This is a genomic window from Pseudomonas sp. GW822-FHT02G04, from assembly GCF_058802085.1.
Genome location: NZ_JBXANU010000005.1, coordinates 254,921 through 280,045, shown reverse-complemented (window position 1 = coordinate 280,045; position 25,125 = coordinate 254,921). Strand labels below are relative to the sequence as shown.

The following is a 25,125-nucleotide window of genomic DNA, read 5'->3' as shown; positions in this document are numbered from 1 at the left end:
CCTCAAATAGTCATTAGCTTTTCCTTGGTGATGGGCAAGCTGCGAATGCGTTTTCCAGTTGCGTGGTAGACAGCATTGGCAACCGCTGCTGCAAGGCCGGTAACGCCGATTTCCCCGATCCCTCGGGCACCGAACTCACTGAGGTTGTAATCCGGATAGTCGAGCAAAGTCACGTCGATGTCGGGCAAGTCTCCATGCACGGGCACCACGTATTCGGCATAGTTGTTGTTGACCGGCAAACCGCTGCTGGGGTCATTCTCCGACGCTTCAAACAGCGCCATCCCCACGCCCATGATGATCGCTCCTTCCACCTGATTTCGCGCCGCCAGCGGGTTAACCACCTTGCCCACATCGATGGCACTGACTACCCGTGCTACGCGCAGGCGCGAAATGCCTGGATCCCAACGCACCTCGACAAAGTGCGCGCCGAAGGAACGATAGGAAAAGTCTCCGCCCTTGGCTCCGCTCTGGAAGTGCCCCTCGGCTCGGCCCAATCGCTTGTGACGAAGTACATCGGCAAAACTTGCACGCTGGCCATCCTTAACTAATTGACCACCCTCCACCGTCAAGCTATCTGGCTCACCACCCACCAGTAGCCCACCGTCCATGACAGCGTACTGCCGCAACTTTGCGAGCGCAGCCCGGGTGGCGCCTGCGATGGCCGGCAAGATACTTGCGGTGGCCCACGAACCACCCGCCAACGCGCCCGGCGGAAACGTAGAGCTGCCCAGTTCAACCTCAATACGCTCGAATGGCAGGCCAGTCAGTTGAGCGACAGCCTGCGCCACCACTGTATAGGTACCGGTGCCGATATCCTGCTGACCGCATTGCACTAGGGCGCTGCCATCCGAGCGGATGATCACGCGGGCGTCGGTGGGAACCTGGAAGGCTTCCCAGTTGCAGGCGCCCATGCCATAGCCAATGACCTCATCACCGTCACGCATTGAACCGACCGCTGCGTTGCGTGCGTGCCAGCCAAATCGTTCGGCGGCGGTATCAATCGCTTCGGGGAGATGATTACTCGACCATTCCAGGTTGAGGCTTTCGTCTCGCGTGGCCAGATTCAGCTTGCGAAACACCAGCGGATCAACACCACGCAGCAGCGCCAATTCGTCGATCGCCGACTCCAGAGCAAACAGGCCAGGTGCGGCACCAGGTGCACGCATTGATGTGGGAGTGCCTCGATTAAGCGGACTGTTCTTGTGATTCACCAGCACGTTCGGACAGGAATAAAGGCTACGTGTGACGCCGCCGCATGCTTCGGTGTAGGCATCGGTGGTCGAAGTGCTATTGAATGACTCATGCCGAATAGACACCAACTTGCCGTCCCCATCAGTGGCAAGGCGAATGCGCTGCAAGGTTTCAGGACGATGCCCTGCGGTTGTAAACATCTGCGCCCGGGGCAGCATCAATTGCACCGGACGCTTCACGACCTTGGCGGCGGCGCAGGCTGCTATCGAGTGAGGCCACGGCCACAGTTTGCTGCCAAATCCGGAACCGATGAAGGGTGCATGCACTTCAACGCGGTCTGGAGGCAGGTCGAAGACATTGCCCAGCACGTTGCGGTGATTGACGACTCCCTGCGTGCCCTCGTAGACATACAGCTTGCCGTCGCGCCAATACGCCGTAGTGGCGTGCATCTCCATCGGGCTGTGGGTTTCCACCGGAGTGGTATAGGTCTGATCCAGCCGCGTGGCCGCCGTCTGCCAGGCTGCATCCGGATCGCCTCGGCTGTGCCCGCGCCCTCCCTCGCGCGCACCCTTTTGCCGCAGTGCATCTTTGAGGTTGGTGATGGCCGGACTTTCGGCATATTCCACCTTGACCTGATGCGATGCCGCTCGGGCTTGCTCGAAGGTATCAGCCACAACTAACGCTACAAACTGGCCCGGATAGGCGACCTTGTCATCCTCGAAAGGCAATCGGCGCTCGTCGACCTTGGCGGCGCTGAGAATGTCCTTGAAGGTCATGGCTACATCAGGTGTGCGGTGCAGCGCGGGGAAGTTTCCGTGGTGCAGAACGGCGACCACGCCCGGCATCGCGCGTGCCCGTGTGTCATCGATGGCCACGACCCGGCCATTGGCGATCGTGCTGTAGACGCCGTAGGCATAAGCCATGTCTGGAAAGGGATGGTCTGCTGCATAGCGTGCTGCGCCCGTGACTTTAAGGCGGCCGTCGATACGCTTATACGGGGTGCCGATTATGGACTGGCTCATCAGAGTGCGCTCCTATGCTGTCAGATCGCGAAGGTTGCGAGTCACGACCTGTTGGCCGAGCGGGATCTTGAACGCGTTATGCCCGTAAGCGCGGGCGCCCTGCATGGCGCGCTCCCCCACCTGCGTAAACAGCCCAATATCGGCTTTCTGGCCGACCAGGGCACGCTCGGCTTCGAGGGCTCGCCAAGGCTTGGTGCCCACCCCGCCCAAGGCAATCCGTGCATCAGTAATGCGCTGGCCGTCCATCAAAACAACGACGGCACTCGACGCCAGGGCGAATTGATAGGAGTCCCGGTCACGCAGTTTCAGGTAGCCCGAGCGACTATTCGCCAGCGGTGCATCCAAAGTCACATGAGTGATGAGCTCATGGGGCTGGAGCGCATGTTCGATCCAGGGCGTCTGACCCGGCAACATGTGGAAATCGCCGAAGGGTATCTCGCGTTCCCCATTCGGGCCCTGCACTGTCACCTGCGCACCGATGGCGACCATCGCCACGCACATGTCCGAGGGGTGAGTCGCGATGCATTGCTCGCTGGTACCTAGCACGGCGTGGACGCTGCGGTTGTGACCACCGATAGCCGCACAGCCGGATCCAGGCTGGCGCTTGTTGCAGGGCGATACACCGTCGCGAAAGTAGTTGCAGCGCACTCGCTGCATGACATTACCCCCGGTGCTGGCCTTATTGCGCAGCTGCGTAGAGGCACCGGCCAGAATCGCCTGAGACAACACGGCATAGCGATCGCGGATCAGCGGATGGCTCGCTAGTTCGGTATTGCTAACCAGCGCACCAATGCGCACGCGGCCATCAGCAAGCGGCTCGATTTGCTTGAGAGTGAGGTGATTGATATCCACCAACCGGTCGGGTTGCATGACATCAAGCTTCACCAGATCCAGCAACGTAGTACCGCCTGCCAGATAGAACGGCAGGCCCGGTGCGGCATGGCTACTGATGGCCTGAGCAGGCGATTGCGCGCGGGCATAGTCGAAAGTACGCATCAGACCGCCCCTCCCATCTTCCCGCGTGCCGACTGAATCGCCGCGAGAATGTTCTTGTAGGCACCGCAGCGACAGATATTGCCGCTCATGGCCTCCTTGACGCTGGCATCGTCAGTGCCGATGTTTGGATCATTGAGCAGCGCCACGGCGCTCATGATCTGGCCTGAAGTGCAGTAGCCGCACTGATATGCATCGTGATCCCAGAAGGCTTCCTGTACTGGGTGCAGGTCGTCTCCCTGGGACAAGCCTTCAATGGTAGTGATGCTGTCTCCATCGTGCTGCATGGCGATTGAAAGGCAGGAGTTGATCGCGACACCGTTGACCAATAAGGTGCACGCGCCGCACTGGCCGTGATCGCAACCCTTCTTGGTGCCGGTCAGTTGCAGGCGGTCGCGCAAGACGTCCAGCAATATCGCGTTAGCCGGGACGTTGAGCTTGTGCAACTTCCCATTTACCGTCAGTTGGATGCGTTGCTCACCCGCTTTGGGCGCGCCTTCGTCTTCGATCACTTGTGGCGCCAACTGTGCAGCAACCACACTTTCAGGGATCCAGGTCGACACGGTCGCTGCGGCGATTCCCGAAACGCCAAACTTCAGAAAGTGACGTCGTGAAGGTGTGACGCCGGATAGCACCGCAGCCGGTGAACCTTCGGGCTTGTCTAAATCTTTAGTCTCAGTCATCAAGTTCCACCTTTAACAGTCGCCGCTGCGGTGAACGCGGAGCGCGGTGTGAATCAAAAGGCCTTGGCGTAGTCTTCGTCGGACACTTGCTCTAGCCATTGAACCGCGCTGCCTTCGAGCAACTCGGCGATTGCGACATGGCTCATGCCATTTGTGGGCGTTGCGCCATGCCAGTGTTTGACGCCAGGCGGAATCCACACCGTGTCGCCCGGGCGAATGACATGAATTGCCTGTCCCTCCTGTTGCACTAGGCCGACACCGGAAGTGACTATCAACGTCTGGCCCAACGGATGGGTGTGCCATGCGGTACGAGCACCAGGCTCAAAAGTTACGGTACCTCCGCTGACGCGAGCACCATTTGATCCCTGGAACCGTGAGTCAACTCGGGCCTTCCCTGTGAAGTATTCCGCAGGGCCTGTAGTGGACGGTTGAGAGCCCACCGGGGTGACCGTCACTGATGAGAACTCTTCACCGCGAACACTGAATGCAACAAGCATTAGCGCCACGCCGATCACTTGAAACAAAGTTGCATATTTCAGTCTGTGTGCCCTGAGCGCGGGAAAGCCAACAGCAGACATAGGATGTCCTCGAATTGGGGGAAGCCTAGCGTGGGTGATGCAGCGTTTGAATGTAGCCTTTACGGATACAGGTGATTAGTAGGTAGAATCCACATAACCTCATGAACTGGACTCATCAATGCTTCGGGAAAATGCTAACGACTTGCTTGCCTTTCTCGCGGTAGCCCGGGAGCGCAGCTTCACCAAGGCGGCAGCTAAACTAGGCGTATCGCAATCGGCCCTTAGCCATACTGTCCGGGCGTTGGAAGCTCGATTGGGACTGCGTCTGCTGACCCGCACCACGCGCAGCGTATCGCCCACCGAAGCGGGCGAGCGTCTGATCAAAAGGGTTGGCCCACGATTCGAGGAAATCGAGTACGAATTGGCGCTACTCAGTGATCTGCGAGACACCCCTACCGGGAAGATCCGGATCAACGCCATGGACTATTCATTGGACTTGGTGCTGCGTCCGGCGCTAAAAAGTTTCTTACCGGAGTATCCCGACATCTCAGTGGAGGTTTGCTGCGACTACAGCTTCGTCGATATCGCAGCGCAAGGCTTCGATGCCGGCGTCCGGCTCGGCGAAGACGTCGCCGAGGGCATGATTGCCACTCGAATTGGCCCGGACTTGTGCATGTCGGTTGTAGGGGCGCCCGTTTATTTCGCTACCCGCACGCTGCCGCAGACACCTCGTGATCTCGTACAGCACCAATGCAACAATCTGCGCCTACCCACAAATGGTGGTCTGTACGCCTGGGAATTCGAAAAAGACAACGAGACTCTGAAGGTTCGCGTTTCAGGGCAAATCACGTACAACGGCATTTATCATCTACTGGACGCTGCACTAGACGGCTTTGGTCTGAGTTACGTGCCCACGGACATTGCCGCTCCTTACATTGCAGAGGGACGCTTGATCCACGTGCTTGAGGATTGGAGCCCTCGGTTCCCTGGCTTCCACCTTTATTATCCAAACAGGCGCCAGGTGCCCCCTGCATTCGCTCTTTTGGTGGAGGCTTTGCGTTACCGGGAGTAGTGCATTTATCTACTTCGCTGCAGTGGCCTCTACCTGGGCAATTCGCACCTGGTCACCCGAACTTAATCCGTCAGGCGGATTGGCAATGACCTGGTCGGACTGGCTAACTCCATCGGCGAGTTCAAGGTAAGTGCCGTAGTCGCGAGCCACCGTGACCTTCTTTAGCTGCACTATTCCAGCTCCATCCACCGTCGCCACCTGCACGCCATTCTTACTTACGATCAGTGCACTAGGTGGCAGACTGAGCGTGGTGGGTGTAAGTACCCCTTCAAACTGCACGGTGGCGAACGATCCTGGAAGCAGTTCATTACCCTCGTTTTCAACACTGAGTTGAACGCGCATTGCCCCAGATCCCACATCGACCGCTTGGGCCAACGACTGCACCGTGGCATCGAACGTCTTTCCAGGACGCTCGGGAACGCTGAGCTTGGCGCGACCACCTACTTTTACCCACGCAAGTTGACGCTGAGGGACGCTGACATAAACGCGCAGCCGACTCACATCGGAGACGACGAACAATTCGCTTCCTGCTGTCATACCGACGTTTATCAATGCGCCGACGTCCGTGTTGCGGGCAGTCACTACTCCATCAAATGGCGCCACGATTCGGGTGTAACGCTGCAGCGCCTGCAGCCGGTCTACATTGGCCTGAGCTTCGTTGACCTGAGATCGCTTGGTAGCGAAATCGCCGAGGCGCTCCTCAACTTCTTGAAGCGATACGGCTTCGCTCTCACGCAACTGCTCCCAGCGTTTGGCCGTGGTGCTGGCCAATGCCATTTCACTGCGGGACGTGGCCAACTCTGCGCGGGCCTGGCGCAATTGCTGGTCTAGATCCGGGGCATCGATCTCGGCCAAAAGCTGACCAGCCTTGACCGGCGACCCTATGTCCTTGTCCCAACCCTTAAGGTAGCCACTGACTCGCGCATACAGCGGCGCGCGTGACCAAGCTTCGATACGCCCAGGAAGCTGCAGGGAAGCTGGCGTCACAAGGCTGGGCATAACCAGTGCGACCGTAGCGATCCGTTTACGCTCCGCAATCTGTTCCAACTGACCAGCTTGCGAGTGGCGACTAACAATCCCAACGATGATAATCACGCCGGCAGTCGCTACCGCCCCGAGGATGAACAGAAAGCGGCCGGACGCGCTGAAGTTTGCGGGGGCTTTCAAAGGCATATCAGATTGCTCCAGAAACAAGGTGCTGCTTGGGTTCAGTACGGAAATCGTTGCGGTGAGCCAGGCTGAAAAGCACTGGAACAAATAACAAAGTCGCGACGGTTGCGAACAGCAGACCGCCGATCACTGCGCGGCCCAGTGGGGCGTTCTGCTCCCCCCCCTCGCCCATGCCCAATGCCATGGGCAGCATGCCGAGGATCATTGCCAACGCGGTCATAAGCACTGGTCGTAAGCGTGCGATGCCGGCTTCCAGCGCTGCTGCGGTCGCATCACCCAGCTCCTGCAGGCGTTCGCGAGCGAAACTGATCACCAGCACACTGTTGGCAGTGGCCACGCCCATGCACATGATCGCCCCGGTCAACGCAGGCACAGACAAGGTGGTACCGGTGGCAAAGAGCATCCAGACGATTCCTGCTAGTGCAGCGGACAGTCCGGAAACGATCACCGCCGGGTCGACCCAGGATTGAAAATTGACGACGATCAACAGGTAGATCAGCACGATTGCGCCGAGCAGGCCGTACAACAGGCCCGAAAATGCGCGTTCCATGGTCTGCACCTGGCCCATTAGATTGACCCTGCTGCCACGCGGCACCTCATTGGCCATTTGCGCGATGATCTGCCGGATGTCTTTGGCGACGGCGCCAAGGTCACGGTCTTGGGTAGCCGCATGGATCTGTACCATCGATTGGACGTTGTACTGGCTGACCATGCCGCTGCCGGTCGTTCGCTCGAAGTCCGCCACTGCACCGAGCGTGGTGACGTTCGCCGTGCTGCCGTTGCCGACAGGCAGGTTGGCCAGGGCAGCTAACGAGTCCAGTTTTGGCTGTGGTGTCTGCAACACGATCGGGTAGCTCACACCGTTGGCAGGATTGAGCCAGTAGGTGGGTGCTACCTGGCTGCTCCCCGCCAGGTTGACGACAAGGCTGTTGGTGACATCGCGAGTGGTTAGGTTCAGCAACTGGGCCTGGGTGCGATCCAGGTCGACATTGAATACCGGCGCCTTGTTCGATTGCAGGATGCGAGCATCAGCCAACCCCGGCACCGTGCGGATTCGCTTGAGCAACTGCTGCGCATAGGCGAAGTTCGCTTCTACGTTGTTGCCCCGAATCTGAATCTCGATAGGCGCAGGGGCACCGAAGTTGAGGATCTGACTGACGATGTCCGCCGGAGGAAATGAAAAAGTGCTGTCCGGGAATCGTTCAGGCAAAACCTCACGCAACTTCTTCACATAGTCAGCCGTGGGTTGATGGCCAGTGCGCAACGCGATCTGGAAATCGCCATCCTGGGAGCCCATGACCCCGGTATTGTTGTAGGTCAGGTTGATGTTGCTCGGTGGCAGGCCGATGTTGTCTACCAAGGTGGTGATCTCATCGGCCGGGATGATGCTACGTATTGCCTCCTCTATCTGCGCGAAGCGTGAGGCGGTCTCCTCTACCCGAGTACCCACAGGTACCCGCACATGCATGAGCACTTGTCCGGAATCCACCGTCGGGAAGAAGTTGCTACCAATAAAAGGCACCAAACCGAACGACAGTGTCACGACCGCCATGAAACCCAGGAGGAATGCTTTGCGACGGCGCAGTGCGCTTTCGAGCACTTGCTGATATCGCTGGCGTAGTCGGTCGAAACGGATCTCAAACCCCCTTTGAAAGCGTATCAGCGGGTTGCGTGAAACCGGCTGTGGCTCATGGTGTACTTGATGCGGCTGCAGCAGGTACTTGGCCATGGTCGGTACCAGCGTCCTGGACAGAATGAAGGAACAGATCATGGCAAAGATCACTGCTTCGGCCATCGGTACGAACAGATACCGCGAAACGCCTTCGAGAAAGAACATCGGAACAAACGCTATACAGATGCAAAGCAGCGACACGAAAGCAGGCGTAACGATCTGGCGTGCCCCGTCCAATATCGAGGTCTCGACGTCCTTGCCCTGCTCCAAGTGCCAGTTGACGTTCTCGATAGTCACCGTTGCGTCATCCACCAGGATGCCGATGGCTAGCGCCAAACCGCCGAGGGTCATCAGATTGAGGGTTTCACCCAAGGCAGCCAGGATGATCAACGAACCCAAGATCGCCAGTGGGATCGACACCGCAATGATCAGGGTCGACCGCCAGCTACCGAGGAACAGCAGAATCATTACGCTCGTTAGCACAGCAGCGATAGCGCCTTCCAGGACTACACCCTTGATTGCCGCGCGCACGAACAGCGACTGGTCATTGATGGGTTGAACATTCAGCGCCTCGGGCCAACCTGGCTTGAGGGCTTCGATCTGTGCTCGAATGCCATCAACGATGGCCAGCGTTGATGCCGATCCATTCTTGAGCACCGACATCAACACCGAACGGCTTCCGTCGACGTGGACAATATTGGTCTGCGGAGCATTGCCATCATGGACATCGGCGACGTCACGGAGATAGATCGTGCTGCCGTCAACAACTTTGACAGGCAGCAACCCCAGATCGTCGATCGCCGACGGAGCACCATTGAGCTGCAGGGTGTATTCCAACTCACCGATCTTTTGTGTACCAATCGGCACCAGGATATTGTGGGCAGCCAGCGCAGCAGAAACATCCTGAGCCGAAAGTCCACGGGCCTGCAGCGCTTCAGGGTTGACGTCAATCTGAACTTGGCGTTGCTTGCCACCATAAGGCAGAGGCATCACTACACCAGGCACGGTAATCAAGGGCGTCCGAACAGTGTTCATACCCAGGTCGAAGAGTTGCTGCTCCGATAAGCCCTCACCCGAAAGCGCCAGTTGCAGGATCGGCACAGTGGCAGCGTTGTAGTTGAGGATCACAGGCGGCTGGATACCAGCAGGCATCTGCCGCAACGCGACTTGCGAGGCGGCCGTGATCTGCGCGTTTGCAACAGCAATATCTACACCCGGCTGGAAAAAGATCTTAACGACGCCCACGCCCGGGTACGTGTTGGATTCTATGTGCTCGATGTCGTTAACCGACGCGGTTAGCAAGCGTTGAAAAACTGTAGAGATTCGCCCTGCCATCTGGTCTGGCGGTAACCCCGTGTACTGCCAGGCCACGGCAATCACTGGTATCCGAATTTCCGGAAAAATATCGGTCGGTGTACGCGAGGCCGTTAACGGGCCGACAATCAAAACGAGTAATGCCATCACGACAAAAGTATAGGGGCGGCGCAAGGCCACCATCACGGTACGTATCAGCACTGATGGCTCCGGTTACTTAATCGACGAAAGTTGAATTCAGTTCAGCTCTTCGACTGGGAGTGCCCTAGGGCAACTTCGATGTGCATGAACGCTGGCGTGAGTTCGTCAGCAATAGTTCGAGCTCGTCGCGTTGGAACCAGGGTTCCGGCGTCTCGAATGAACAGCGGATCACGAAAGTAGATCCGTAGTTTGGCCAGCGTGTTGCTGACGGCTGGCTGGCTGATATCGAGACGAAGAGCGGCGCGGCTGACACTGTGCTCGTGGTAAACCAGCAAAAACGTCAGCAAGCTATTCAGATCGATACCGTGCAGCATCTGCGCGTTAATCGCCATGAGTTACGGCCGTCTGGGGAACAAAGCTCCAGAAATTCAGGCTTGCGCCCTCTTCGACCAGGCAGTTGAGCAACTGCATCATGGGCACGCTTTCGTACGATAGGGTCATTTTGGATTCACTGTCCCAATAGCCGGTGAGCCACCAAAGACCGGCCTCTCGCGTGCTTCGAGTCAGGGTGTAGTCGAGACACCCAACGGAATCTTGAAGTGTTCCGATGCAAGACTTGGCGGTTTCTTCGAAAGTCGATTCAGCGGTCTCGAAAAGACGTATTTCAATAGTATTGACGCATTCGATAGCCATCGGCTGATCCTGCTTAATAGGCTTAGCGCGAATCTAGCTGCGACGAGGTAAAGCGACTACGTCACTCAGTCAACATATGCCTATGAGCTCAGCTCATGAATAGACTCAAAGCCACGTAATTCGTGACATTGGAACTGAAACTTCCAATTGATAGACACAATTTGAAATCAATACCGACCGTGCACCTCGGAGATCGGGCCGGCTGCCGGGAGGAAGTGCGCTACAGCTCAGAGCGCTACCGGCGTAGCAAATCTGTTGAACGCTGCACTAATAAAAAAGACCCTCTCGGGCCCTTTTGTACTCAAACCTAAATCACTTGGTGAGCCAGGACTCGACTGTTGCGGAGCCATGTCAAACCGTTTCAGACCTTTACTACACTGTCCTCTTCCTCGGAGGCATCACAATATCGAATGCAGAGCTACTCCCTTCCCTACTCTTCAAAATCAATCAGAACCAACTCGCCCTCGAAGCCGCGATCATGGAGCTTACGCTTTGGGTCGAGCAACACGGCTCGGGTGAAGTTGGAGGCAATGTGCGCGGCGCGCTGGAAACGATCAGCAAGAACGAAGAGTTCATCAAAATGACGCTCGCGGTGCTCATGACACCGGAGTGTCCATTAGGAATCAGTGAACAGCAGTCTGTTTACTTTGCTCCTTTGAGTGCTTCGTCCCGACCCACCTGACACCGACCACCGTCTTCAAATGCCTCGCCGATGAAACTCGGGTGCGTATCATGCTGCTGCTGATCGCTCGTGAATAAGAACTTTGTGTATGTGAATTGACCTGTGCTCTGGATGAAGCCCAGCCCAAGGCGGCTCAATAGCCCTAGAGCGAACATTAGGACGCTCGGGGTTAGGCACAGCGCACGCTTCAGTGAGGAGCTGCACCCAACAGAAACATCTCTACCGCTCGACCGACCAACGCTTGAATCTGCTCGACTTCCAAAGGCTCTGAACTGGGTTGAAAAAGCCTGACCTGTACTTCAGCAGTTAACAGTGCCAGGAATTGTGCGGCCTTAACCTGTGGGTCAGCCTGACGGAGCTCACCCCGGGTCATGGCTTCGGCCATCCAGGTCGACAACACCTCATTACATTCGCTTGGCCCTGCTTCGTAAAACAGCATGCCGATGTTCGAACGCCCCGCCTCGGCCATGACCATCCGGTACACCGCCAGCGCACTGCTCTCATTGGTCAACACCAATAACATTCGCTCGCCAAAGCGCATCAGCATTTGCTCGAACGTAACCTGATCCCTGTCTCGGGCAGACAGTTGCGCCACCGCCTCGGATAAATGCACGGTGGCGACGGCACGAACGACCTCCACAAACAACGATTCCTTGGACGGGAAATAGCCATACAGCGTGGCTTTGGAACCGCCCAGCCGCTTGGTCAATTCATTCATCGACGCCCGTTCATAGCCCACTTCCTGAAACAGAAGCGCCGCAGCCTCAATGATCGAGTCGCGGCGCGCCTCCGTCCTTACCTTCATCACCACTCCCACTTCATAAGTGAACCGACGTGTACATTTTTCGCTTGACAGGCATTTGCTCGCCACGCAAGAATCTAAAGCGTACCAACTGGTTCAGTTTTAAACAAAAACCCACTGTACTGCCCACGCCCTTCAAAGACAAGGAACGGCTGGGTCACCCCTGGATTTTGTGAAGCTGAAGACAGCTTTATCCCACCTGATCACGCTCTTCAAGCAGGGTTCTGACATGCACAAATTGCTCAAGACTTCTCGACTGACAATGTTGACGGTCACCCTGGCCATGGCCGGATGTGCCGGGACATCGCCGTCGTTGTATTCGGATATCGATTCCTCGGCACGCCTGGCGCCGAACAACGAGGGTGACGTCGACCGGATGCCTTATATCTACAAAGCCAACGTGGACTGGAAACAGTATTCGGCGTTTATTCTGGAGCCGGTCACGCTCTATCAAGCACCGGATAATCAGTTCGGCGACCTGTCTCAAGCCGACCGGCAAACCCTCTCCCAATACATGCACCGCCAGTTCAGCGAACGCCTGCAAGAACGCTTCAAGTTGACGCGGGTCGCGGCGCCCAATGCCCTGAGAGTCAAGCTGACCTTGACCGGCGCGCAAACCACTACGCCCTTTCTCGGCACATTCACAAGGTTCGATCTGGCCGGCGGCCCTTACAACATCGTGCAATCGATTCGTGGGAAAGAAGGTTCGTTTACCGGTTCGGTCAGTTATGCGGTCGAGATTTATGACGCGTCCAACAACCGTCTGCTTAACGCTTACGTGACCAAGCAATACCCGAACTCGCTGAACATCAGCGCCACGCGTGGATCGCTGAGCGCCGCAAAAACGGGGATCGATAAAGGCGCGGACGCGCTCCTCGCCCAGTTCGAATAACGCCGCCCATGAAAACGTATCCGTACCTGATCGCCTGCGAGCATTGCGACACGGTGTATCAACGCTTCGCCGTGACCTCAGGAGAAGTAGCGCGATGCCGGCGATGCTCGGCCATCCTGTATCGCGCCGGTCTGCTTGATGTCGACCGATGGCTAGCGCTGACCGTCGCGGCGGCTATCGCCTTCGTGATCACCAACGTTTGCCCGGTCATCCGTATCAGCTTCCATGGCCTGCACAACGAAGCGACACTTTGGGACGCTGCCGCCGCGCTTGCACACAGCTCGGCATACCCCATCGCAGCGTTGGCTGCGCTTTCGATCATCGTTGCGCCCATGTTGCAGATCGCCCTGTTGGGCTGGGTGTTGGGATTCGCCCGGGCCGGGCGAATGGCTCCTGGTTTCTCCCAGGCCATGCGGCTGCTCATCCGTTTGCATCCCTGGTGCATGGTCGAAGTCTGCATGCTCGGCACCTTGGTCGCGGTGATCAAACTCTCAAGCGTTGTGCAGGTGCTGCCGGGTGCGGGTATTTGGGGGATGGCCGTGTTAATGGCGCTGCTTGGACTGATCGCCAACCGGGACATGCGCTGGCTGTGGGAGCTGAATATGCCGCTACAGGGCAATGAGGTGAGAAATTGAAATACTCACCGCGTGCCGTGCATCTGGGCGTCATCGCCTGCCACCTGTGTGGACTGGTCTGTGAGAACGTCCCCGATCAAGGCGAGCTCGCTCAATGCCCTCGCTGCCGCTCAAGGCTTCATCGACGACGCCCAGACAGCATTGCCCGAGGCTGGGCCTTTCTGCTGACGGGCCTGATTGCCTATATCCCCGCCAATGTACTGCCGGTGATGTACTCCAGCCTGTTCGGTCATGGCAGCGAGAGCACCATTTTGCACGGAGTCATCGAGTTCTGGGCGTCGGGCTCTTTCGGCATTGCACTGGTTATTTTCATCGCCAGCGTGGGAGTGCCCTGCACCAAATTTCTGGTTCTCGGCACGTTGCTGTTCACCGCACAGCAACGCAGCAATCGGGCGATGCGCGAGCGTGCCCGCCTCTACCGCCTGATCGAATTGATCGGTTACTGGTCGATGCTCGACGTGATGGTGGTCGCCGTCGTGGCCGCACTCGTCAAATTTCAGACCCTCAGCGTCATCGAACCGCGCGCGGGCATTTTTTTCTTTGGCCTGATGGTGATTCTCACCCTGCTCTCGGCCATGAGTTTCGACCCACGTCTGATCTGGGATGGTGAGCAAAACCATGCATCAAATGCCTGACAACGCCCATGATTGGCCACACCCTCCGACGGTGGACAAACGCCGCCGGCTATCGTTGGTCTGGCTGGTGCCTCTGGTTGCCGCACTGGTCGGGGTTTCGATGTTGATGCGTGCCTGGCTGTCGGTCGGCCCGCAGATCAACCTGACGTTTCAAACTGCCACAGGCCTGGAAGCGGGCAAGACGCCGGTCAAATACAAAGATGTCACGGTCGGCAGCGTCTCCTCTATCACCTTGAGCGATGATCGCTCCCATGTGCTGGTCACCGCCTCGCTGGTTGAGAGCGCCGAGAGCCTAGCTCGCGAGGACACACGTTTTTGGGTCGTGCGGCCACGTATTGGTGCCCGTGGTATATCCGGTGTCGATACATTGCTTTCAGGGGCTTACATCGGTGTGGATACCGGCGCCTCAACGAAACCTGCCACCACCTTTACCGGTCTGGAATCTCCGCCCACCGTCATCAGCGGCATGCCGGGCAAAATCTTTACTATTCGTACCTCGCAGCTCAATTCGCTAGATATTGATTCCCCCGCATACTACCGAGACGTAAAGGTCGGGCGGGTCGTGTCCTATCAGCTGGACAGCGATGGCAAGGGTGTGAACCTGCAAGTCTTCATCGACGCCCCCTATGATCGCTTCGTGACAACGGATACACGCTTCTGGAATGCCAGTGGCGTGGATTTCTCCATCAGCGCCGAAGGGCTGAAAGTCAAAACTCAATCGGTGGCTGCCATCGTGGCTGGAGGCATTGCATTTTCTTCGCCGGAGGGCAGTCGCGCCGAACCGGCAACCGCCGACTCGCCGTTTTCACTGGAGCAAGATCAGAAAAGTGCCATGGCGCAACCGGATGGCCCGGCCCACTACATCCAGCTTCGTTTTGACCAGTCATTGCGTGGCTTGACGGTGGGTGCGCCAGTGGAGTTCTCCTCAGTCACTGTCGGCCGGGTCGTCTCGATGGAGCTCGATTACGATGCGTCCAGGCAGCGCTTTCCGACGATCGTGGGGATAGAGATCTATCAACAGCGATTGGGGCGGGTGCAGGAAAAGCTACCCAAACCCCATGGCGACCGGGAGCAACAGGCGGCTACCTTTTTACGAGGCATGGTCGAACAGGGGCTGCGCGCGCAAGTGCGCTCGAGCAACCTGCTGACCGGTCAACTCTATGTAGCACTCGACTATGTGCCAACCGCACCAAAGGTTACGTTCGATACCCGTGCGCGACCACTCAATATTCCAACCATCCCCAGCAGTTTCGACCACCTGCAAGAACAACTGGCCAGCATCATCGGCAAGGTCGACAAACTACCGCTCGACGCCATCGCCCGGCATCTGGACGCGACGTTGGTTGGCCTGGACAAGACGCTGCACCAGGTCAATGAGCAAGTGCTGCCGCAAACGACGCAGACATTGCAGCAAGCGAATCAAACACTAGGCGTTATGCAGCGGTTGATGGATGGGGAGGCGCCGATACCGCAGGCATTGGGCCATACACTGCAAGAAGTGAAACGCGCGGCGGTAAACTTTCGCGTGCTCACTGAACTGCTGAGTCGCCATCCGGAATCCTTGTTGCGCGGCCGGCCAGATGATCAGCCCGCTCCTCGTCCCCTCTCGGTTTCCCAGGAATCATTGCAATGAGCATTGCGGCCCGTTTTGGCCTTATTGCCCTGATCGCAGGGCTGGCCGGGTGCGGCTCAACGCCCACCCATTATCACACCCTCGTTGCACCGTCCCCCGTAACGTCAATACAGCTTCCCCCCGCTCCTTTCCTGATCGATATTCTGGAGGTGGGCGTGCCGGTTCAGATCGACCAACCGCAATGGGTAGTGCGGCTCGGAGAAACCAGTATCGGCATGCTCGAAGGTGAACGCTGGATAGCGCCGCTGAGTGACGAACTGCGCAGCGCACTCTCCGCGGAGCTAACGCATCGTCTCGGCACCCAGGATGTTTCCGGACTGACACCGTCGTCAGATAAACCGCTGCTGAGGATAAAGGTACAGGTTCGACGCTTCGATAACTGGCCAGGTAGGCAGGTCGAGTTGTACGCGAACTGGAGTTTGAGCTTCGCTGACGATACGACCCCCTCCCACTTGATTTGCCAGGGCCAGTTCAGGGAGGACGCGTCCGGTGACTATGCTCACCTCGCCCGCGCTCAACAACGAACGGTTACGGCGCTGGGCGAACAAATTGCTGAAGAAGCACGTCGCTGGTCAATGTCACGGAGTTCGGAGTGCACACAGTAGATTCACACAAACCAGTGCGCGTCGACTCAGAAATAGGTTTTATTTAACGTGGCGCGTTTCCTTTGACGGTCTATACCCGAAATATGAGCTGTAGCACTTGCTGAAATGACTGGGGGAAACAAAGCCACAGGCGACCAACACATCGACCTGAGACAGCTCCGTGTGTTGGAGAAGTCGTCGCGCCTCGGTGATGCGCAGTTCCATGTAATACCGTTGTGGCGTTGTTCCCAGCTGCTCTCTGAACAGGCGCTCGAGTTGCCGGCGTGAACGGCCGGCGAAGACAGCCAGTTGCTCCAACTCCAAAGGTTCTTCCAGGTTGGCATCCATCAACTTGACCACCTCACGTAAAGGCGCACTCAAACAGATATTTTCAGTAGGTTTTATGCGCCGGTAGCGAGACTCTTCGAAAGCAAGGATGTCCTCAATACCCTCGACGAGCGCCTTATCGTGCAGGCCTTTGATCCAGTCCAGCGCCATATGGAATGCCCCGGAAGGGCTGGATGCCGTCAGCCGGTCTCGATCTATGACATAGGGCTCACTGCTGACCTGCGAGGCCTTGCAGAACTCCGCGAGCGCGGGGCGATGTTCGGGGTGAACCGCACAACGATACCCTTCCAGCAATCCTGCACGACCCAAGAACCATGCACCATTCCACAGGCCGGCAAGACTGACACCCAGATCTGAGGCTGCTCTCAGCAACTGGATCAACTCATCAGAGGCCTTGAGCTCTGTCCTGTAACCGCCGCAAATGACCAACAGTTCCAAGTCCTTAATTACTGAACAATCAATATTGGCATCTGGCCGAATGACCAGCTCCAGATCGCTGACGACCTCCCCATCGTTCAAACCGAACGTTCGGGAGGAAAACGACTTGGAGCGTAAAAGATTGGCCGTGACAATAGTATCCAGCGCTTGGGTGAACGCGGGTAACGAGAAGTGTTCGAGCAGCAGAAATCCTGCCCGAACCGTTTGCATAGTCTCGTCAGGTTGCTCATTCAAATAGCGAAGGTTTTTGCCCTTCATACCTCCGCTAAATTGGCGTCGTTCGATCAATACTAGACCCACTCTTTTACGTTCGAGGATGCGTCGTTTGGAGCATTGATAAAGCTCAACGCTATTCACAAGCAATCATTGCTGTTGGACTCATTCTGCAACTGATCAGGCAAGCTGAAAGCCATGACGTAACGGATCTTTGTCATCAACGAAAATCGTGTTGTGACCGGTGATCTGCGCCCAGCCACCGATACTTGGCCTGATGCCATCGAACGTTCCGACTTTAACCGACGCTTCGACTCTTCCTTCAAAAATCGTTCCGATCAAGCTTTCGTTTCGGTACGTATCCCCTACCTTTAACCGTCCCTTTCCGAAGAGTTGAGCCATACGTGCAGAGGTACCCGTACCACCGGGAGAGCGATCAATGGCTTTGTCGCCGTAGAAAACTGCACCGCGACCATCAGCTGCGGTAGTGTATTCATCGTCACACCAGATGACATGGTGGACGCCACTGATTCTGCTGTTTTCCGGATGCACGGGATCACTGACTTCTGCCAGGGCTGAGCGAAGCTTCTGGCTCAGATCGACAATGTCTGCAGTGGTCAGTCCTTTCAAGCCGGCCCAGTTTTCCTGCGGCTCGACCACCGCATAGAAATTACCGCCATAGGCAATATCCACGACGAGCTCACCGACACCTGGGACATCTACGACCACATCAGCACTGTGTAGATAACTGGCCACGTTGAATAGCCGAATGGAGTCAACGTATTCACCACTCATGGTGTAGTCGACATCTACTCGCCCTGCCGGCGTTTCGATGGCCAGCTTGCCAGGTTCGCTCGGGGTGATCAGGCCCTCCTCGATCACGACCGTAGACAATCCGATAGTGCCTGCTCCACACATGGGCAGGCAGCCGCTGACCTCAATGAACAACGCACCAAAGTCACAGTCATCGCGTGTGGACGGATAGATGATGACGCCAGACATGATGTCGTGCCCTCTGGGCTCGAACATCAGTGCGGTTCGTACCCAGTCATGATCTCGGACAAAAATTTCTCGGCGCTCGGCCATCGACACCGACGGCAACAACGGGCCACCACCTGCAACCACCCGAACCGGATTGCCACACGCATGCGAGTCAATGCAAAAAAAACTGCGTCTCATACTGGAACCCTTCAAACAAGGTTGCGAGGGGAATGACGTTGCAATGCGCCACGTGACAGACGGTCTAGAAGCAGTGCAACAGCAACAATCGCCAGGCCGGCACGAAGGCCTAGGCCCATCTCCATTCTGGAGAGGCCGCGAGTCACTTCAGCTCCGAGACCTCCAGCACCTACCAGGCCTGCCAACACCACCATCGCCAAGGACATGAGGATGCATTGGTTAAGGCCGACTAAAAGTGTTGGCGCGGCAGTCGGCAGTTCAATCTTGAACAAAATGTCCCTAGGCGAAGCACCGGATGCTTGCCCCAGTTCAAGTAAATCTTTTGGCAGCTGTTTGAACGCCAAAGTAGTCAACCTAAGCATCGGCGGAATGCCGTAAACGATGGTCGCGATGATTGCCGGAACTCGTCCCAAGCTGAACAGCATCACGGCAGGGATCAAGTAAACCCATGGCGGCACCGTCTGCATGATATTGAGGATCGGCTGAAACGCCTCGTCAACGCGCTTCACTCGTGCGGCTAGCACACCGAGCGGAAAGGCGATTGCCACCGAAATAAGAACCGCGACAGAAACCAGGGCAATGGTTTGCATAGAGGCGACCCAGAGCCCGGAAAACAAGCAGAAGGCCAACATCAAACCGGCGAATATCGCGACACGTTTATTGGCAAGAAAAAACGCGCCTACAACGACGATGCCAATGAACAAGTAAGGATGGGGGGCCAGTAACGCAGTCTCTACTGCACCCAATACCGCCTCGATGACTTGGCTGATTCCTTTGAACAGACCGTGCAGATTGGCGTTCAGCCAATCAACGGCAGGGGCGAGGAATTCACCTGGAGAAAATTGGATCTCAGCGGTAGTCATTGGTTTTCTCCCATCCGCGAGCGGGCAGCGTGCTGCGCCAAACGATCCAGAATCATGGTCAGAATGACGATGGCGATGGCTGCGTTGATCGACTTGGCGATATCCAGCGTGCGAACAGCACCGTAGATGGATTCACCCAGGCCGCCAGATCCGACGATGCCGGCAATCACGACCATACCGAAAGCCATCATCAGACTTTGATTTACCCCTGCCATGATGCTTGGTTTAGCGAATGGCAGCCGAATCTTGAAGAACATCTGCCAGCCGGTAACACCGCTGGCATCCCCTAGTTCGATGAACTCCCGTGGAGTCATACGAATCCCCAAAGAGGTCAACCGGATTGCTGGTGGTACGGCGACAATGAAGGTGGCCAACAGTGCCGTGGCCGGGCCGTAGCCAAGCAGCGCGATGGCGGGCAACAGATAGATGTAGGGAGGCATGGTCTGGATCAGATCCAGAACCGGATCGACGACTCGATCAACTGAGGGGGCAAGACCCGCCAGCACGCCAAGTGGGATCGCTACAACCAGCGCGAGCACGGTTGCCGTCAGAACCAGGGCAAGGGTACTTACTGTCTCCGGCCACAGCCCAATCACATCACAAAACAACAACGCGAGGCCGGCGAGAATCGCAAATCGGACGCCAACTACACGCCATCCGATAAGCGCGATGGCAATCGCGACGATGTAATACGGTGGGTAAGCAATGCACCAGAGAACGCTTTTATAAACGCCCGTCAACAATGCGTTGACGCCGTCGAACAAAAATTCACCGTGATCCGATAGCCATTCCAGACTTGCGTCGACGACCGAGTCGAATTGATCGGAAAAGTCCGGAATGCTCATGTCGATGCCTCCAGAACAGAATCGGTTGTCGAAGCCGAGAATTCATTCGGAATGCCTTGAACGCCACGCAACAAGTCGCGTGGCGTAATGATCCCAACCACCGTTCCGTTATCGACCACTGCAAGAGCGTCACGGTCGGACTTCATCGTCAGTCCAATTAACTCGTTGATATCAGCGCCGAGCGAGGTTTTGCTAAGCCTGGAAATGTCGCATCCGGGGTTAGCCGCTTTGAAGGGTTCGACCGGTGTCATGACCGAGTGAGCTTTGACGAGGTGCAGCCGGGAAATACCTGCCACAAACTCAGCCACATAGTCATCAGCGGGGTTGAGGACGATCTCTTCGGCAGTACCCACCTGAATGATTACGCCATCCTTCATGATCGCGATGCGATCACCAATGCGAATGGCCTCATCCAGATCGTGAGTAATGAATACAGCGGACTTGCCCAGCTCCTTGGTCAGTTGGCGGAACTCATCCTGCAACTGACGGCGAATAAGCGGGTCAAGCGCACTGAAAGGCTCATCCATCAGAATCACTTCAGGGTCAGCAGTAATAGCGCGTGCAAGGCCTACGCGTTGCTGCATACCTAGCAATCAGCTGCTCTTCAGCTGTGATTTCCTCGTATGTGGTCTCGTATTCTCTGGCGATGGTTCGCAGGCATGTCGCGAGCTTGATTTCTGTCTTGGGACGAGGCGAATACCGAGCGAGCCTATTTGTGGCATCAGGACAACCGTCACGGAAATCGCGAAGCAGGACAGCTGCATCCGACTTGAAAGCACTGAGGGAGGGGGTAACAAAACGACTCATGGCCAAACCTCTCACGGCCAACGTTGAACCCTAGTATTCCGTTGACCATTCGAGATGGCTGGGATGAAGAAGTTGAAGCAACGGTGCAGAGGCTTTATCTAGCTAGGGCTGAACGCCACCGTCATTGGCGCAGTGGCAATACTGAAAATTTTCTCTATAAAAGTCAAGTCGCAGACACTAGCCCAGCAGATCGATCCAATACTGTGCTTAGTTCATCTATCGAGTCGCGGTTAGAGGCATCGAAAAACTGTTTTTTGCAGAAAGACCGCTGCACTCCGATGCTTTTGGTTTGGTAGGCTGTGATTCGACTTGGAAGCTTTGATGAGGGGGAAAGGATGACGAATTGGATATGGGTACTGCCATCTGAGGCAGTAGTGGGTAATATGATTGCGGGTCGAAAAATCGTCAGAATTTCCAACAACAAGAAAATGCTGTCGAAGAGCTTATGCAAGGTAACGCTTCGCTCAATGTGGCCTGGCTACTACCAAAGCGTGATGATCGAGTGAATAAATTGTTCTGCCTGATGTTCAACGCCGAAGGGCTGAAAGCATCTATTCTTCCAGGTGAAGGACATTCAAATTCGCCTCAATTTCAAATCTAAAAATCGTTAGCGCCGCGCAGCGCCCCCACGTAAGCGGAGCGCGCAGGCCTATGGCCAAAGACGTGAGGATGGAAGCCCGGCAGGGCCGAGACGCGGAGTGGCTCGGTTCACGACAGCCGTCCGCGAAAGCGGCACGCCACCCCAGTCGAATCAGTGAGATCCTAAGGCTTTATTCGGCACTGCTACCGTCGTGGGTCGAACACAGCGTGCTAACCCACTGCTCTTCCATAAGCCTGCCAGGAGCCCCGCACATTGGGCGACAGTCACCGGCATGACGTCAGGATGCCGCGTTAGATGCGACTGCAAGGTATCGCAAAGAACACCGAGAAAAGCTACGGATAACGCGCTCTGAACTCTTCAATCTTGATTTCGGGTAGAGCCTTTTCGTTTGGAGGAATATCGCTCATGTCGAACTCAGCAAGGTAGCTATGGTTGCGGTTCTGCCGTTTTTAAATAACTGAGCAGGCTCTCGCTCCCACCTTCCCGGCGAAATGTGACGAGCACATACCTGCTGCCCGCCTCATCTGATAAGACCCAATAACCCCCTTCCTTCTGAGCCATCACCACAACACCGGTTTGGATAACCCGGCCGTCTTCAAACCTTCCATGAGCGTCGTCGCCTTGATGTTCGAATACGACTCCAACACATGTCCGAGACTTGATGAACGCTTCAGTGAGGTATGCAGTAACCGGTTCAGCGAAGCCTTGGGAAACGGCTCCGGCTATGCACTGGAGATCAAAGTCAGAATGCTGTTTGCTGTGAAAATCTACATCGATGGAGCCGGGCATTAAGTGTCCTTACCAGATGGACTGACCACTTCTATACGCGATCAGAAAAAAGAGAAAATCGTTTTGAGACTCGCCGTTTGGCGTCGACCGGGGCCGACCAACACATACACGGTGTTCTTGGTCTCGGCCAGGATGCTACCGTCGAACGATGTGCACATACTCGACCGCACCCAATCACCAGGCTGAAAGCGACCACGGCTATCTTCTATTACTCGATGGGCAAAGACCACCAATGGAAGATGCCCAGCGGCGTGAATCTTAGCCAGATCAGCAGCGGATACATCTGCTTGGAAAAGAGTCCACTGCTCGACCAAGCAATAAGCTTTTCTGGGAAAGTGCTCAGAAACAAGTGCACGAGCCTCATCCAGGCTCACCGATACACCTTCTAAGAAAGCATGGTCATCATTCAACAGCTCGTTACCATCCGCGCTAGCCATTCACGCTGCTCCCCTGGCAAGTCAGTGCACGCCTTGCCCAGCGCTGCGATCGTATAAGGTTCGCATATTGGTCAACGTCGTCACATCCAGGCTGGAACGATACGAGTCGTGATAAACCGAGCCACCCTCAACCGTCACTACACAGACGGCGTCACCATCTGAATCTTGCCCTAGGGCCAAGCTATCGACCTTCTCCATCCGCCAAGCGTCGCCACCATTCATGTTGGCAGGGGTGACAATCTGAATCTCTTTGACGAAGACCTCATCGTCTTGTGACTGGAGCACTTGATGGAGCTTAGGTTCGTCATTGACCATCAATTCAAACTCTTGCGCCCTGCCCTTCACGATCATTTTTACGGTGAGGTGGAACCAGTGCTTCCTGAGCATCCTGGAAACTGCATGCCAGTGCGCAAGCCGCTCACCAAACAATCCTGGGACGCCTGCCAAATCATTATCGTCTGTTCTAAACATCGGGTTCTCGTTGAATCCATCGCGACGGCGATGCTTTGAGGTTTGAGGGCAAGGGTCAGTGCGCCACGGCTCAATATCGCGGGATAGCTGGCGCTGAAGTTGGCCGTAATTGGCGAATAATACACGATATTGACGTTTATTCGTACTGGTCAATTGTGGCTATATCCTGACTTTTGGGCAAGTCATGGAATTGAGAACCGCATTTGCAGGAGTGCTTCGTGCGCTCCGCGTAATACGACGTGCCAAGTACGCCGACGTCTCGGATGCCACCCACCGGCGAAAGGTAAGTGCGCTAGAAAATGCCCAGACGAGCATCACCCTTGAGCAATTTGCAGATCTGGCGGAGTCGCTTGGGATTAGTCCGGTGGCGATGCTTAGCTTGTGCATTGCTCACCAAGAGGGAAAGCAGCCTCTTGAAGTAATGTGTGAAGCTGAGGTCGAGGTATCAGATTTTCACGCTGGTGGAGGAATGGAAGCGCTCAGCGAGCAATTTGATGGGAATGGCTCGCTTATAAAGCGGGGTCGGGGTAAGCCGTTGAATGCTGAGAATGAGAGAGCCGTGCTGAGTCTCAAGTCGACCGGTGCGACTCAACGGCAGACTGCCGAGACACTGGGACTTGCATTGACCACGGTCAGAGAATACTGGGCGAAAAAGTAGCTAGTGATTTCTGGAAAGTTGGGAAGTGACCAGCCTTGAGCGCGCTCTGCGTCGTTGACTAGAATTGAGTTACTAGGGCGTAAGCCTGCTCGATGACGCGAGAGGAGATTGCAGAGGCACTGGACTTGAAAGTGTAGTGCATCCAAGAGGTAGAACAGCCTGCAGTTCGATTACTTTACTGCTGGTCTTTTATTGATGAACGCTCAGTGAAAACAGGTCACTGAGGTGCAACACGCTTATTTCGCTTTTGAGACTTTATAACTTTATCATTTTTTATCTTTTCAGACTCTAAAGCACGACCAGGATCAATCAACTTAAGAATATCTATGACACTAAACTCATACTCATGAGCCAGATTATCTAACTCGCCAAGGAATCGTGCTGCCTTAACAACTTCAGGATCACGAAGAAGAGGTGCGATGGCTTCGTATTCCATTGCAATTCGATTGCTTAGGGCAATAAATTCTTGAACGTTAGTCATAGATCTTCTCCTCTAAGTCATCCTTAGATTCTCCAACCTCGGCAGGATCCTTTGACGCATGATGAACATGAGGACTCAGCCCAGCATTTGATTTAAGCGCCTTGCCAACGCCGCCGCCTAAACTTAAAAGAGCAGAATTATTTGCTAGCTGCGCTGAGGAAGACGATGTGTCCATTCGCTGAATCATTTCCAGCAAACCATTATTCGTTCTAGCTCTCAAGCCATCAGCATCCAACTCCAAACCGCAGCCCTCCCCCTCATACCTGGCGACAAGCAGGTCATAGACCTGACCAAGGCTATATCCGTATCCCTTGGCCAGCGCCTCTAGCTTTAGGTAAAACTCAACGTCCAGTTTGTAATCCAGACTCTCCTGCTGCTTTTTGAGCCTGCGCAAAGCCTGCTCAAGCTCAAACTCCTTGAGTCGGTACTCTACAAGCGTATGAGTCCTAACCATTAGCCGCTCCAGCTTCTCGTAAGGATCCGGTATGAGATACACACAGTATAATAGCGTTCACGACCGATAAAAACCCTTACGCAAAAGAGGTAAATACTCAAATTTATCATGAGCTTATGTGAGCTCAGGTCAATCACGCCACCTTTCGTCAGTAAAGCACGTCCAACCAGTTTTGTAATCGACACGCAACATGAGGATCGTTCAAGATC

25 protein-coding genes and 3 pseudogenes are annotated in these 25,125 nt (G+C 55.8%); 9 read left to right on the top strand and 19 right to left on the bottom strand.

Annotation, left to right across the window (positions count from 1 at the left end; translation table 11 throughout):
• Positions 1-2: 2 nt before the first annotated feature.
• From AC1RO5_RS09785 to AC1RO5_RS09770, 4 genes are read right to left on the bottom strand one after another with little or no spacing between them, the layout of a single operon-like run.
• Entirely contained in the window at positions 3-2,213 is a 2,211-nt protein-coding gene (locus tag AC1RO5_RS09785) for a xanthine dehydrogenase family protein molybdopterin-binding subunit (protein ID WP_493174716.1), read from the bottom strand.
• Between the two features lie 12 nt (positions 2,214-2,225).
• Positions 2,226-3,209 (bottom strand): FAD binding domain-containing protein, encoded by a 984-nt coding sequence (locus AC1RO5_RS09780; RefSeq protein WP_493174715.1) that lies wholly within the window; start codon positions 3,207-3,209, stop codon positions 2,226-2,228.
• Positions 3,209-3,889, bottom strand: a complete 681-nt coding sequence (locus AC1RO5_RS09775) for a (2Fe-2S)-binding protein (protein ID WP_493156460.1) — start codon at positions 3,887-3,889, stop codon at positions 3,209-3,211. The genes AC1RO5_RS09780 and AC1RO5_RS09775 overlap by 1 nt, the downstream gene beginning before the upstream one ends.
• Positions 3,890-3,942: 53 nt before the next feature.
• Positions 3,943-4,386 carry a (R)-mandelonitrile lyase gene (locus tag AC1RO5_RS09770; RefSeq protein ID WP_493134769.1) on the bottom strand — a complete coding sequence of 148 codons (444 nt, stop codon included), beginning with the start codon at positions 4,384-4,386 and terminating at the stop codon, positions 3,943-3,945.
• Between the two features lie 199 nt (positions 4,387-4,585).
• Between AC1RO5_RS09770 and AC1RO5_RS09765 the strand changes: the two genes are divergently transcribed.
• Complete coding sequence (locus tag AC1RO5_RS09765) at positions 4,586-5,479, top strand: LysR family transcriptional regulator (protein WP_493174714.1); 894 nt, start codon at positions 4,586-4,588, stop codon at positions 5,477-5,479.
• A gap of 9 nt (positions 5,480-5,488) precedes the next feature.
• Here AC1RO5_RS09765 and AC1RO5_RS09760 read toward each other — a convergent pair whose 3' ends face one another.
• From AC1RO5_RS09760 to AC1RO5_RS09745, 4 genes are read right to left on the bottom strand one after another with little or no spacing between them, the layout of a single operon-like run.
• A complete protein-coding gene (locus AC1RO5_RS09760) occupies positions 5,489-6,652 on the bottom strand; it encodes an efflux RND transporter periplasmic adaptor subunit (RefSeq protein WP_493174713.1) in 1,164 nt (387 codons plus the stop codon).
• 1 nt (position 6,653) lies between these two features.
• Positions 6,654-9,833, bottom strand: a complete 3,180-nt coding sequence (locus tag AC1RO5_RS09755) for an efflux RND transporter permease subunit (RefSeq protein WP_493174777.1) — start codon at positions 9,831-9,833, stop codon at positions 6,654-6,656.
• A gap of 44 nt (positions 9,834-9,877) precedes the next feature.
• The gene (locus tag AC1RO5_RS09750; protein ID WP_493174712.1) at positions 9,878-10,168 is read right to left on the bottom strand and encodes a LysR family transcriptional regulator; all 291 of its coding nucleotides are present in this window, start codon (positions 10,166-10,168) and stop codon (positions 9,878-9,880) included.
• Positions 10,158-10,469, bottom strand: a complete 312-nt coding sequence (locus AC1RO5_RS09745; RefSeq protein ID WP_493174711.1) for an antibiotic biosynthesis monooxygenase family protein — start codon at positions 10,467-10,469, stop codon at positions 10,158-10,160. Before AC1RO5_RS09745 ends, AC1RO5_RS09750 begins: the two co-directional genes overlap by 11 nt.
• 403 nt (positions 10,470-10,872) lie before the next feature.
• On the opposite strand from AC1RO5_RS09745, the pseudogene AC1RO5_RS09740 reads away from it, so the two are divergent.
• Positions 10,873-11,079, top strand: a pseudogene (locus tag AC1RO5_RS09740) (hypothetical protein); the annotation flags it as partial.
• 68 nt (positions 11,080-11,147) lie between these two features.
• Positions 11,148-11,288, top strand: a pseudogene (locus tag AC1RO5_RS09735) (ArsR family transcriptional regulator); the annotation flags it as partial.
• 50 nt (positions 11,289-11,338) lie between these two features.
• On the opposite strand, the gene AC1RO5_RS09730 reads toward AC1RO5_RS09735, so the two are convergent.
• Complete coding sequence (locus tag AC1RO5_RS09730; protein ID WP_493174710.1) at positions 11,339-11,956, bottom strand: TetR/AcrR family transcriptional regulator; 618 nt, start codon at positions 11,954-11,956, stop codon at positions 11,339-11,341.
• A 226-nt stretch (positions 11,957-12,182) separates the two neighbouring features.
• On the opposite strand from AC1RO5_RS09730, the gene AC1RO5_RS09725 reads away from it, so the two are divergent.
• The 5 genes from AC1RO5_RS09725 to AC1RO5_RS09705 are packed head-to-tail and all read left to right on the top strand — an operon-like array spanning position 12,183 to position 16,353.
• Positions 12,183-12,845 (top strand): DUF3313 domain-containing protein, encoded by a 663-nt coding sequence (locus AC1RO5_RS09725; RefSeq protein WP_493174709.1) that lies wholly within the window; start codon positions 12,183-12,185, stop codon positions 12,843-12,845.
• 8 nt (positions 12,846-12,853) lie between these two features.
• Positions 12,854-13,480: a paraquat-inducible protein A gene (locus AC1RO5_RS09720; protein WP_493174708.1), complete on the top strand. Its 627-nt coding sequence runs from the start codon at positions 12,854-12,856 to the stop codon at positions 13,478-13,480.
• Positions 13,477-14,115 (top strand): paraquat-inducible protein A, encoded by a 639-nt coding sequence (locus AC1RO5_RS09715; RefSeq protein WP_493174707.1) that lies wholly within the window; start codon positions 13,477-13,479, stop codon positions 14,113-14,115. The genes AC1RO5_RS09720 and AC1RO5_RS09715 overlap by 4 nt, the downstream gene beginning before the upstream one ends.
• Positions 14,108-15,748 carry a PqiB family protein gene (locus tag AC1RO5_RS09710; protein ID WP_493174776.1) on the top strand — a complete coding sequence of 547 codons (1,641 nt, stop codon included), beginning with the start codon at positions 14,108-14,110 and terminating at the stop codon, positions 15,746-15,748. The genes AC1RO5_RS09715 and AC1RO5_RS09710 overlap by 8 nt, the downstream gene beginning before the upstream one ends.
• Positions 15,745-16,353 carry a PqiC family protein gene (locus AC1RO5_RS09705; RefSeq protein ID WP_493174706.1) on the top strand — a complete coding sequence of 203 codons (609 nt, stop codon included), beginning with the start codon at positions 15,745-15,747 and terminating at the stop codon, positions 16,351-16,353. The genes AC1RO5_RS09710 and AC1RO5_RS09705 overlap by 4 nt, the downstream gene beginning before the upstream one ends.
• Before the next feature lie 39 nt (positions 16,354-16,392).
• Here AC1RO5_RS09705 and AC1RO5_RS09700 read toward each other — a convergent pair whose 3' ends face one another.
• The 8 genes and pseudogenes from AC1RO5_RS09700 to AC1RO5_RS09665 form a co-directional block, all read right to left on the bottom strand.
• Complete coding sequence (locus tag AC1RO5_RS09700; protein ID WP_493174775.1) at positions 16,393-17,376, bottom strand: GlxA family transcriptional regulator; 984 nt, start codon at positions 17,374-17,376, stop codon at positions 16,393-16,395.
• A gap of 135 nt (positions 17,377-17,511) precedes the next feature.
• The gene (locus AC1RO5_RS09695) at positions 17,512-18,510 is read right to left on the bottom strand and encodes a 4-hydroxyproline epimerase (protein ID WP_493174705.1); all 999 of its coding nucleotides are present in this window, start codon (positions 18,508-18,510) and stop codon (positions 17,512-17,514) included.
• Positions 18,511-18,521: 11 nt separating this feature from the next.
• The gene (locus tag AC1RO5_RS09690) at positions 18,522-19,373 is read right to left on the bottom strand and encodes an ABC transporter permease (RefSeq protein ID WP_493174704.1); all 852 of its coding nucleotides are present in this window, start codon (positions 19,371-19,373) and stop codon (positions 18,522-18,524) included.
• Complete coding sequence (locus AC1RO5_RS09685; protein ID WP_493174703.1) at positions 19,370-20,218, bottom strand: ABC transporter permease; 849 nt, start codon at positions 20,216-20,218, stop codon at positions 19,370-19,372. Before AC1RO5_RS09685 ends, AC1RO5_RS09690 begins: the two co-directional genes overlap by 4 nt.
• A pseudogene (locus AC1RO5_RS09680) lies at positions 20,215-20,805 on the bottom strand (CBS domain-containing protein); the annotation flags it as partial. The gene AC1RO5_RS09685 and the pseudogene AC1RO5_RS09680, both read right to left, overlap by 4 nt.
• A 1,247-nt stretch (positions 20,806-22,052) precedes the next feature.
• Positions 22,053-22,415, bottom strand: a complete 363-nt coding sequence (locus AC1RO5_RS09675; RefSeq protein ID WP_493174702.1) for a hypothetical protein — start codon at positions 22,413-22,415, stop codon at positions 22,053-22,055.
• 41 nt (positions 22,416-22,456) lie between these two features.
• Positions 22,457-22,852, bottom strand: coding sequence for a DUF6957 family protein (locus AC1RO5_RS09670; RefSeq protein ID WP_493174701.1), 396 nt, complete (start codon positions 22,850-22,852; stop codon positions 22,457-22,459).
• 21 nt (positions 22,853-22,873) lie between these two features.
• Positions 22,874-23,476 carry a hypothetical protein gene (locus AC1RO5_RS09665; protein WP_493174700.1) on the bottom strand — a complete coding sequence of 201 codons (603 nt, stop codon included), beginning with the start codon at positions 23,474-23,476 and terminating at the stop codon, positions 22,874-22,876.
• Positions 23,477-23,507: 31 nt separating this feature from the next.
• On the opposite strand from AC1RO5_RS09665, the gene AC1RO5_RS09660 reads away from it, so the two are divergent.
• The gene (locus AC1RO5_RS09660) at positions 23,508-23,981 is read left to right on the top strand and encodes an XRE family transcriptional regulator (protein WP_493174699.1); all 474 of its coding nucleotides are present in this window, start codon (positions 23,508-23,510) and stop codon (positions 23,979-23,981) included.
• 217 nt (positions 23,982-24,198) lie between these two features.
• Here AC1RO5_RS09660 and AC1RO5_RS09655 read toward each other — a convergent pair whose 3' ends face one another.
• Positions 24,199-24,462 carry a hypothetical protein gene (locus AC1RO5_RS09655; protein ID WP_493174698.1) on the bottom strand — a complete coding sequence of 88 codons (264 nt, stop codon included), beginning with the start codon at positions 24,460-24,462 and terminating at the stop codon, positions 24,199-24,201.
• Complete coding sequence (locus AC1RO5_RS09650; protein ID WP_493174697.1) at positions 24,455-24,916, bottom strand: hypothetical protein; 462 nt, start codon at positions 24,914-24,916, stop codon at positions 24,455-24,457. Before AC1RO5_RS09650 ends, AC1RO5_RS09655 begins: the two co-directional genes overlap by 8 nt.
• Between the last annotated feature and the right edge of the window lie 209 nt (positions 24,917-25,125).

Bases quoted from the DNA above. Each gene is read 5' to 3' on its own strand.
- AC1RO5_RS09785 (WP_493174716.1), bottom strand. From the start codon at position 2,213: ATGAGCCAGTCCATAATCGGCACCCCGTATAAGCGTATCGACGGCCGC.
- AC1RO5_RS09780 (WP_493174715.1), bottom strand. From the start codon at position 3,209: ATGCGTACTTTCGACTATGCCCGCGCGCAATCGCCTGCTCAGGCCATC.
- AC1RO5_RS09775 (WP_493156460.1), bottom strand. From the start codon at position 3,889: ATGACTGAGACTAAAGATTTAGACAAGCCCGAAGGTTCACCGGCTGCG.
- AC1RO5_RS09770 (WP_493134769.1), bottom strand. From the start codon at position 4,386: ATGCTTGTTGCATTCAGTGTTCGCGGTGAAGAGTTCTCATCAGTGACG.
- AC1RO5_RS09765 (WP_493174714.1), top strand. From the start codon at position 4,586: ATGCTTCGGGAAAATGCTAACGACTTGCTTGCCTTTCTCGCGGTAGCC.
- AC1RO5_RS09760 (WP_493174713.1), bottom strand. From the start codon at position 6,652: ATGCCTTTGAAAGCCCCCGCAAACTTCAGCGCGTCCGGCCGCTTTCTG.
- AC1RO5_RS09750 (WP_493174712.1), bottom strand. From the start codon at position 10,168: ATGGCGATTAACGCGCAGATGCTGCACGGTATCGATCTGAATAGCTTG.
- AC1RO5_RS09745 (WP_493174711.1), bottom strand. From the start codon at position 10,469: ATGGCTATCGAATGCGTCAATACTATTGAAATACGTCTTTTCGAGACC.
- AC1RO5_RS09730 (WP_493174710.1), bottom strand. From the start codon at position 11,956: ATGAAGGTAAGGACGGAGGCGCGCCGCGACTCGATCATTGAGGCTGCG.
- AC1RO5_RS09725 (WP_493174709.1), top strand. From the start codon at position 12,183: ATGCACAAATTGCTCAAGACTTCTCGACTGACAATGTTGACGGTCACC.
- AC1RO5_RS09720 (WP_493174708.1), top strand. From the start codon at position 12,854: ATGAAAACGTATCCGTACCTGATCGCCTGCGAGCATTGCGACACGGTG.
- AC1RO5_RS09710 (WP_493174776.1), top strand. From the start codon at position 14,108: ATGCCTGACAACGCCCATGATTGGCCACACCCTCCGACGGTGGACAAA.
- AC1RO5_RS09705 (WP_493174706.1), top strand. From the start codon at position 15,745: ATGAGCATTGCGGCCCGTTTTGGCCTTATTGCCCTGATCGCAGGGCTG.
- AC1RO5_RS09700 (WP_493174775.1), bottom strand. From the start codon at position 17,376: ATGAAGGGCAAAAACCTTCGCTATTTGAATGAGCAACCTGACGAGACT.
- AC1RO5_RS09695 (WP_493174705.1), bottom strand. From the start codon at position 18,510: ATGAGACGCAGTTTTTTTTGCATTGACTCGCATGCGTGTGGCAATCCG.
- AC1RO5_RS09690 (WP_493174704.1), bottom strand. From the start codon at position 19,373: ATGACTACCGCTGAGATCCAATTTTCTCCAGGTGAATTCCTCGCCCCT.
- AC1RO5_RS09685 (WP_493174703.1), bottom strand. From the start codon at position 20,218: ATGAGCATTCCGGACTTTTCCGATCAATTCGACTCGGTCGTCGACGCA.
- AC1RO5_RS09675 (WP_493174702.1), bottom strand. From the start codon at position 22,415: ATGCCCGGCTCCATCGATGTAGATTTTCACAGCAAACAGCATTCTGAC.
- AC1RO5_RS09670 (WP_493174701.1), bottom strand. From the start codon at position 22,852: ATGGCTAGCGCGGATGGTAACGAGCTGTTGAATGATGACCATGCTTTC.
- AC1RO5_RS09660 (WP_493174699.1), top strand. From the start codon at position 23,508: ATGGAATTGAGAACCGCATTTGCAGGAGTGCTTCGTGCGCTCCGCGTA.
- AC1RO5_RS09655 (WP_493174698.1), bottom strand. From the start codon at position 24,462: ATGACTAACGTTCAAGAATTTATTGCCCTAAGCAATCGAATTGCAATG.
- AC1RO5_RS09650 (WP_493174697.1), bottom strand. From the start codon at position 24,916: ATGGTTAGGACTCATACGCTTGTAGAGTACCGACTCAAGGAGTTTGAG.